At 59.4% G+C, this 5,359-nt stretch carries 9 protein-coding genes and 1 pseudogene; 9 read left to right on the forward strand and 1 reads right to left on the reverse strand.

Annotation, left to right across the window (positions count from 1 at the left end; genetic code table 11):
• The 7 genes from BM070_RS23725 to BM070_RS23755 all read left to right on the forward strand — a co-directional run.
• Positions 1 to 865 (forward strand): IS5 family transposase (locus tag BM070_RS23725; protein WP_092942803.1); only part of this gene is annotated, 865 nt, incomplete at its 5' end.
• A 222-nt stretch (positions 866 to 1,087) separates the two neighbouring features.
• Positions 1,088 to 1,729, forward strand: a complete 642-nt coding sequence (locus BM070_RS23730) for a phosphoadenosine phosphosulfate reductase domain-containing protein (RefSeq protein WP_281245503.1) — start codon at positions 1,088 to 1,090, stop codon at positions 1,727 to 1,729.
• Positions 1,730 to 1,915: 186 nt separating this feature from the next.
• Positions 1,916 to 2,329: a hypothetical protein gene (locus BM070_RS23735; RefSeq protein WP_139222993.1), complete on the forward strand. Its 414-nt coding sequence runs from the start codon at positions 1,916 to 1,918 to the stop codon at positions 2,327 to 2,329.
• Between the two features lie 53 nt (positions 2,330 to 2,382).
• On the forward strand, positions 2,383 to 2,757 hold the full coding sequence (locus tag BM070_RS23740) for a hypothetical protein (protein ID WP_092942812.1): 375 nt from the start codon (positions 2,383 to 2,385) through the stop codon (positions 2,755 to 2,757).
• Positions 2,758 to 2,795: 38 nt separating this feature from the next.
• The gene (locus BM070_RS24945) at positions 2,796 to 2,969 is read left to right on the forward strand and encodes a hypothetical protein (protein WP_175518601.1); all 174 of its coding nucleotides are present in this window, start codon (positions 2,796 to 2,798) and stop codon (positions 2,967 to 2,969) included.
• Positions 2,957 to 3,295, forward strand: a complete 339-nt coding sequence (locus BM070_RS23745; protein WP_139222994.1) for a hypothetical protein — start codon at positions 2,957 to 2,959, stop codon at positions 3,293 to 3,295. Before BM070_RS24945 ends, BM070_RS23745 begins: the two co-directional genes overlap by 13 nt.
• Positions 3,296 to 3,630: 335 nt before the next feature.
• Positions 3,631 to 3,843 carry a hypothetical protein gene (locus tag BM070_RS23755; RefSeq protein WP_092942821.1) on the forward strand — a complete coding sequence of 71 codons (213 nt, stop codon included), beginning with the start codon at positions 3,631 to 3,633 and terminating at the stop codon, positions 3,841 to 3,843.
• Between the two features lie 87 nt (positions 3,844 to 3,930).
• Here BM070_RS23755 and BM070_RS23760 read toward each other — a convergent pair whose 3' ends face one another.
• Positions 3,931 to 4,764 (reverse strand): thymidylate synthase, encoded by an 834-nt coding sequence (locus BM070_RS23760; RefSeq protein WP_092942824.1) that lies wholly within the window; start codon positions 4,762 to 4,764, stop codon positions 3,931 to 3,933.
• Between the two features lie 237 nt (positions 4,765 to 5,001).
• Between BM070_RS23760 and BM070_RS25350 the strand changes: the two genes are divergently transcribed.
• Both BM070_RS25350 and BM070_RS25235 read left to right on the forward strand, forming a co-directional pair.
• Positions 5,002 to 5,154: a thymidylate synthase gene (locus tag BM070_RS25350; protein WP_353615613.1), complete on the forward strand. Its 153-nt coding sequence runs from the start codon at positions 5,002 to 5,004 to the stop codon at positions 5,152 to 5,154.
• Positions 5,155 to 5,195: 41 nt separating this feature from the next.
• Positions 5,196 to 5,359 (forward strand): annotated as a pseudogene (locus BM070_RS25235) (DUF4337 domain-containing protein); the annotation flags it as partial.

The following is a 5,359-nucleotide window of genomic DNA, read 5'->3' on the forward strand; positions in this document are numbered from 1 at the left end:
CGCCCCCGAGAGCGGGCGCCGGGGCCAGCAGCCCTTTGCCGTACACACGCTGCTGCGTATCCACTTCATGCAGCAATGGTTCAAGCTCAGCGACCCGGCGATGGAAGAAGCACTGCACGATGTGCCGGCCTTCCGGGACTTCGCGGGTCTGTCCCACTGGGACGAGCAAATCCCCAGCGAGTCAAGCATCCTGCGCTTTCGGCATCTACTGGAGCGCCACAAGCTGGCCGATCAGATCCTGGCGACGGTCAATGCGCTCTTGCAAGCCAGGGGGTTGCAGCTGAAGGCTGGCACCGTGGTGGATGCCACGCTGATCGCAGCGCCCACCTCCACCAAGAACGAGGGCAAGGCACGCGACCCGGAGATGCACCAAAGCAAGAAAGGCAACGAGTGGTACTTCGGAATGAAGGCGCACATCGGGGTGGATGCCGACTCGGGCCTGGTGCATACGGTGCGGGGCACGGCAGGCAACGTCTCGGACGTCGTGGAGGCCAACAGCCTGCTGCACGGCAAGGAGACGGACGCCTTTGGGGATGCGGGCTACCAAGGGGCGGACAAGCGGCCCAATGCCACCCCGGGCGTACGCTGGCACATCGCCATGAAGCGCAGCAAGCGGCGGGCGCTGGACCCAGAGCACCCGGTGCAGGCGCTGGTGGAGCGGGTCGAGCAGATCAAGGCCAGCATCCGGGCCAAGGTGGAACACCCCTTCAGGGTGCTCAAGCAGCAATTTGGATACGTGAAGGTGCGCTACCGGGGTCTGAAGAAGAACACGGCGCAGATCGTCACGCTGTTTGCGTTGGGCAACCTGTGGATGGCCCGGCATAAATTGCTGGCGATGGCACAGGTGCGCGTGCAGCGGGCGTAATGCCTGCGGATGGGGGTTGGGATGCCCCGCGCGCAGCAAACGAGTGTGCGTTTGCACGCTATTCGCCAAAAACCGGCAGATCTTCGCTCAGGCAACTTCGTAGCACAGGCAAAAGCGATTCGTGCAGACCATCCCTAGGTAGTCCGGTCTGAACAATTCCGTTTCAGCCGTAGGAGTGCGGCGATTGCTGCAGCGCTGAAGAGGCGGTATCCGAGGAGCCACATTTTAAATGTCACAGGCGTGCGCCGTGAAGAAAGTGCGAGCCGAAAAAGGGCGCCTATCTCTTCCATTGATGCGAAGCTTTCGCGGAAGGATTGGATGGGCGTCACGTGGAATGCCATCATCGAGTGGCCCGTAGAGGACGTTTTGGCCACGATCAAGCACGCAGGCCTCAAACTGCATGAGGCCTATGTCAGGTATTTCACCAGCCGCGTGAGTTGCGTGTTCTGCATCATGTCGTCGTTGGAGGACATGATCGCGTCCGCGCACTGCGAGGCTAATCAGGACGTGTACCGCGTGATGGTCGAGCTGGAAGCGGATTCCACTTTCGGATTTCAGGGCAACCGTTGGCTTGCGGATGTGGCGCCGCATCTCCTGTCGCCTGAATTGCTGGAGCGGGTTGCTGAGGCCAAGCGCTCGGCCCAGTTCCGAATGGAAGCCGAGGCGCAGCTGATCGCCAGCGTTCGTCAACGTGTTTCCTGGCACCTGGGGCTGAATGCAAAGTACCTGACGGCTGACGCGGTGATCGCTCGTTACGCCGAGCTGCTGGCCATGAAAGCACTGAAGGAGGCGAAGACCAAGGCCAAGGCGACAAAGGCTAAGCGAACCAAGGGCCTGTCGAAATCTACCGAGTCTGTCGCGTAGTGCATCTCTTGTGCCGCACAGCGGCCGGGTTCGCGGCGGGAAGCATGGAGCAGGAAAAATTTTTGAGATTTTTCGCGCCGTTGGCGCGAGGATCGGAACTTCGGCTGTGCATGGTTTTCTGATGCGACTTGAAGTGCAAATTAACAATAACGTGGTATAGTAGAGTCATTGAAGTAGGAGGTCGTCATGAACGCAGTAGCAACCGTCGCACAAATGGCAGTCAAGGCGCCCGTGCCGATGACCATGTACGCCCAGGGCGATCAGCTGTTCGTTCACAACGGCGCCGACTACCGTGTGGTGGGTCGTGTTGGTAACTTCGGCAGCATGGCTGTGAGCAGCTCCTATCCGCAAAACGCTTTCCCTGCCAAGAGCATGGACTGGCTGAACGACCGGGCCGGCGTGGCGACCTATGTGGCCACTGCCATCAACGCGTACCCTGGCCTGTGCCGCCGGGTGAAGGCTGCTGAAAGCCTGAACGCAGAGATGGCTGCAAAGCTGGCCGTAGCGGCTGCTGCTCTCAAACGTAGCGCGTTGAGCCCTGAGTACGCTGCCAGCCTCGCTCGCGAGCTGGAGCTGTGCGCAGCAAAGGCGAAGGCTTGAGGGGGCTGCCGCCTCTTTTTGCCTGCATGTGTGGTTGATAGAGGAGATCGAGGATGAACGCACGCGAACAACTTAATGCCGTCGCTGACTGGCTGGGCTGGCAAAACGAGAGTCTGTCCTTCGGTCTGCGCAGCAGCATGGATGCCCTGCGCCTCTATGACTACGCCCAGGCGCACCCCGACACGCTGGCCGAGATGGCGGATGAATGGACGAGCCGCCAGCGCATCGCCGCGCTCGGCTACGACCCGCTCGATGAGCGCGAGGCGGCTGAGGGGCGCGAAGTCAATGAGACTGGAGCCACTTCGGCGGCCAAGGCTATGAAAGCAGCCCGCCGGCTGCTGGATTCGGTCGCATTCGTCGCCAAGGAAGGCGACACGCGGCCGGTGATCAAGGCGTTAGACGCGGTCATCGGCGGCGGTGCGCAATGACCGATCTCTGATCGCACAACGGAACCTCGCAAGGTCGCATGAAAAAGAATCCTCATCCCTCCCGCTTCTACGACCATTCCATTCGGCCGACCGCCTCTGGCGATGGCGCGATCTCCTTCACCCACGTTGGTCGTCTGGTGAAGGACGAGCCCGGCTTCGGCACTGCGGATACGCTGTGCGCTACGGGCCAGACGTCACCTTGGCGGATCTGACGCCTGAGGTCCTGGCGAAGGCCCTGCGCAGCGATTCTGCGGAGAATTGGCTGGTGCATGAGGATGCCAGTGGCGTGAAGCTATTCCAACGCGTTACTCGCGTCGGCGCGGATTGCGTGGAGTTGCGAGGGCGGCGTTACAGGTACTCTGGTGCTGGAGCCGACGCTGGGCTCTATGAGATCGGCGAATCTGGTGAAACGCAGGACCGATCGGAGCGGGTCAATGTGGTGATGGGATTCGTGGCAAACGAGAGCGCTTATGCGCTCATGAAGCCCCTTACTGGAATTTTCGCTTCTGCAGGGCTGGCTGCTGCTTTTGATCGATAGCTACGCTGTTTGAAAGGAAGACGGATATGTCTCTGACTGGTATCGATGGCATCGACTCAATCCGTGAGGAGATGCGCGAAGCTGTTTGGGAGCGCGTTGACCCTCCCCTGTGGTGGCCTGCTGCATCGGCTTATATCGTTGCCGATGGTGGACTCGGATCTCTGCGCGCCCACATGGTTCTCGGACACGTCGAACTTGGCGCCGTCGTGAATGGCGCTCATGTCATCGGCCAGGATGACTGGCCAGATGCACGGTTCAGCAACCTCCCTAGCCATCTCTCGGCTCTGCCTTGTGTCAGTTAATTTTTCGTTACAGATTGATCGAGAGGATGAGCGATGGCGCATTCCACAGGGAAGCTGAGCGAGCCCCAGCAATTGTTGGTCGAGGGTCTGAAAAACGGCGGTACCCTCCGTCTTGAGCCCCCTCGGGGGCTGTATCGGCTGACCAAATCTGGGAAGACGCGTAGCGAGCATCCCGCGACGGTCAACGCTCTGTTGGCCCGCGGCCTGCTCATCAAACAGGAGTGCGGCGAGATCACCTTGGCGTGAGCTTCTGGGGCAGGCCGAGGATTCAGGCCTACCAGTGGCATCACGGAGAACCCGGTGGCGGCCGATATAGCCGTTCTGATTGAGCACTCAAACAGCGATGGGAGCCTTAATCCCAGGCTCAGGGTCATAGCCTTCGATCTGAAAGTCCTCAAAGCGATAGTCGTAGATCGAGTCGGGCTTACGCACGATGTTTAGCTGCGGCAATTTTTTCGGCGACCGTGTTAGCTGCAGCTGGATTTGTTCCAGGTGGTTTGCGTAGGCATGCAGGTCGCCGATGCTGACCACAATCTCGTGCGGTACTAAATCGCACTGTTGGGCCAACATGTGTGTCAGAAGCGCCAAGGACGCGATGTTGTAGGGGAGCCCCAGGAAGCTGTCCGAGCTTCGGATATATAGCTGCGAGGACAGCTTGTTGTTCGCCACGTAGAACTGGTACAGCAGATGGCAAGGAGGCAGTGCCATCAGTCCATCAGCGGCATTCTGGACTGGGCTCTTTGACTCGTCTGGCAGGTATTCGGGGTTCCAGCCATGGAACAGAATCCGCCGGCTGTTGGGGTTGGTCTTGAGCGTGTTGACGACGTAGTCGATCTGGTTGATGGAGCCGCCGTCTTTGGTGGGCCATGCAGTCCATTGTTTCCCGTACACGGGGCCAAGCTCCCCTTCACGGGTCGCCCATTCATCCCAGATGGAAACACCGTGCTCGTTGAGCCACGCGATGTTCGTGTTTCCACTGAGGAACCATATCAGCTCATTTGCGATGCTTTTGAAGTGAAGCTTCTTGGTAGTCAGGAGCGGGAATCCGTTTGCGAGGTTATGGCGAATCTGCCGACCAAAAACAGAGGTCGTCCCCGTTCCAGTTCGGTCACCTTTGACCTCACCGTTTTGAAGAATGTCTTCAAGCAATTCCAGGTATTGCTTCATGCATGCACCAATCTGATCAAGTTATCGTGTGTTTCGTATGCTTTGGGCCGAGCCGTAAACCTACGAAGTTGAGGAGAGCTAAAGGTAAGACCCTCAAGGCCCCCTGGGCGAGATGGCGCCTTGAGCCAACAGCGCATTTTGCGGCAGGAGGGCGGGCGTCACGTTCCGAAGAGCATCAGTCAGACGTGTAGAAAGCACTTTTAGTGCCCCTCATGACCCTTTGGGTCCAACCGTCTGCTGCGTGATGGCGGCCGGAGCACCAAGCAACATAGCAATAGAGCAACACAAAAACTGGCAGTTTGTACTACGCTATTCGACTACCAGCTCGCAGACTTCGAGGTGCGCGGCTACGAACACCACCCAGCCATCAAGGCGCCGGTCGCCGTCTGAGACCGCCAGCGTTTCCACCCTTTTTCTTTTCACCCTCCACCATGTCCTCCCACGGCTTCCACGTCCACGGGCCGCACGACCATGCGGTCGAGCATGCCGCCCAGCACGCCCATCCCACCGATGCCGACCATGGCTCCATGACCAACCGCATCGCCATGGCGACGGCCATCATCGCCACGGTGGGCGCCATCTTTTCCTACATGGG

The organism is Paracidovorax wautersii (assembly GCF_900113035.1).
Classification (GTDB): Bacteria; Pseudomonadota; Gammaproteobacteria; order Burkholderiales; family Burkholderiaceae_C; genus Paracidovorax; species Paracidovorax wautersii.